This window comes from Desulfonatronovibrio magnus, assembly GCF_000934755.1.
Taxonomy (GTDB): domain Bacteria; phylum Desulfobacterota; class Desulfovibrionia; order Desulfovibrionales; family Desulfonatronovibrionaceae; genus Desulfonatronovibrio; species Desulfonatronovibrio magnus.
This window is the reverse complement of the sequence record NZ_JYNP01000133.1, coordinates 1-2,321: the sequence shown is the minus strand read 5'-3', so window position 1 is coordinate 2,321 and position 2,321 is coordinate 1. Positions and strand designations below refer to the sequence as shown.

Sequence of the window (2,321 nt, the reverse complement as noted above, 5' to 3'; positions counted from 1 at the left end):
GAGCGCACCGACTGAAGTTACCTTGAATAAAAAAAGAACATCTAACACAGAAAAAAAAGCGGCTTAGATGCGACATCTTTCTTGACATCTACCGTGTCCTTTACCTCGTGAGACATTTGGTCAACTCTGTTAATAGATTCTATGGAGTTTGAAAATATTTCCGCTCCTTCCTGTGCATACTGCATGGCTTTGTCTGCTCCAGATGCTGCACTGGAAGCATTTTTGGCTACTTCCAATACTGTGGCATTCATTTCTTCCATGGCAGTTGCAGTTTCCGAGGTTCGGTTTTTCTGTTCTTCTGATCCCCTGCTTGCCTGTTCCACCTGAGCTGAAAGCTCTTCACTTGCTGAAGAAAGTATCTCAGAAACATTTGTAGCTTCTGATGCAATGGACTGCATCATTCTCTGGGAATTTTTAATTTCAGTAAGATCGGTTACAAATTCAATAGCTCCTATTATGTTCTGATTATTGTCTTTTATTGGAACTCCAGTGTAGGAGATGTCCAGAGTGCATTCACTCGGTGTTGCCTGGGTTTCAGACGAGCAGGAATTTCCTGATTTCATAGCCTGCCGGCATGCACATCTTTCTGTATTACAGTCGCTGGTTTTAAAAAGTTCATGACATTTACTGCCCACCACCTGATCAAGGCTTTTTCCCAGCACTTTAAGGCCGATCTTATTCATCCAGAGTACATTATAGTCCTTATCCATGGTCATTACAGGCGAGGGAACCAATTCAAGATATCTGGCAATAATTTCTGAAGACTCATTTATATCACCGACCAGTCTTGAGTATTCTCCCTGGTATTTGTTGACATCAATTATTGCCCTGATATGGCCATGCTGAATCTCTGAAGAAAGCTTGACCACATCTTCAATGATCGTATCAATGTTATCTTTTATCTTATTGACAGCCTGCACCAAGACGCCTATCTCATCCCTAGCTGTTGATTTTAGCTGGACATCAAGGTTGCCCGATGCGATGTTTTCTGCAAAGTCTGTTGCCTGTTTTACAGGTCTGCTTATACTTCTGGCAAAGAAAACACCTGCTGTAATCATAATGCCTCCAATGATCAGGGCAGCTACAAGAATAGAGTTAAACAGCCCTGACTGTACATTTTCTATTACATCTCTTGGCTGACCAAGAAAGTACATGCCCACTCTTTCTCCAGCCACATCGATAATGGGCCAGTATATTGTATCATACATATGGCCTAATATAGCGGACTGATCTAAAAATACCTCTCCCTGCCTGAGGACTGTTGCGATAACTTCAGGGTTGCCCATTGCAGTGCCCACGGCTCTTTGTCCATCAGCTATAATCGTTGTAGAAAGTCTTGTCTCCTTATCAAAAACTGTTACCTCTAATCCCAGCTTCTGCTTTATAAGATCAACAAAGGTATGTGATCTGAAGTCCACACCCATGACCACAGAGCCAACTATCCTGTTGCCATACTCAAGAGGATGAGCAGACCTTATGGACAGGGAAAGATGCTGTCCAGATTCCACACCGGCAGATATGCTGCCTGAAAGAGCACGGCTTACATTGAGCTGATCGCGGATGTTATCTCCGGTCTGGTTATTGTGACCACGGGCGATAACGTTTCCCTGATGGTCAGTAAAGGATATGAACTCAGCATCAGTTTCATCAATTATCATTTGGCCAAACTGCTGGAGCAGTGAAGTATCATGATCCATAACAGCATTTACGATGTCAGGATTCATGGAAGTCATTCTGGATAAGGAAGACATGGAACTTTCTATTGCATTGATTTCCATGTCTACAGTTTTTCTGAATTTTTCCAAATCTTGCAGGGCCTCCCGGTTCAGGCTCCCTGCAATAAAATAATTGCTGAAAAAGAAGACTCCTGAGCTGATCAAAACAACAGTAATTCCGAGCATTATTACTATTTTCCAGAAAATCGATACCTTCATGTTGCCCCCTGTTGTGGCTATCTGGTTGTTATTAATAATAAAAACTGTTTTATCGCGCATTGACAAGATTCCAAAAGAACTCCCACCCAATGTTTATGAGCGCTGACTTAAACCCAAGTCATTCCGGAGAAAGCCGCAATCAAGAATACTATGATTTCCCTGCAGCTTCATTCTCTCCACCCCTACAGGCAGATCTTGAGGATGAATGAGCTTTTCCCAGCTTGTCGTACTTTGTTCTCCTACAAGACTATATCCGGTTACTTCTTCAAATCCACTGGCAACCCTGGTATTGTTTATCAAGAGCATTAAGCGTTTCTGAAAAGGCGAGCTTTAACAGTTCCGAAACCAGGGACTGTCCCCGTGCCGATTGCGATTGCATAGCTTCCA

General features: G+C 42.8%; 2 protein-coding genes. Both read right to left on the bottom strand.

Annotation, left to right across the window (positions count from 1 at the left end; genetic code table 11):
- Positions 1-41: 41 nt before the first annotated feature.
- Complete coding sequence (locus LZ23_RS11675; protein ID WP_045214388.1) at positions 42-1,994, bottom strand: cache domain-containing protein; 1,953 nt, start codon at positions 1,992-1,994, stop codon at positions 42-44.
- 33 nt (positions 1,995-2,027) lie between these two features.
- The gene (locus LZ23_RS11670) at positions 2,028-2,240 is read right to left on the bottom strand and encodes a hypothetical protein (RefSeq protein ID WP_045214386.1); all 213 of its coding nucleotides are present in this window, start codon (positions 2,238-2,240) and stop codon (positions 2,028-2,030) included.
- Positions 2,241-2,321: the final 81 nt, after the last annotated feature.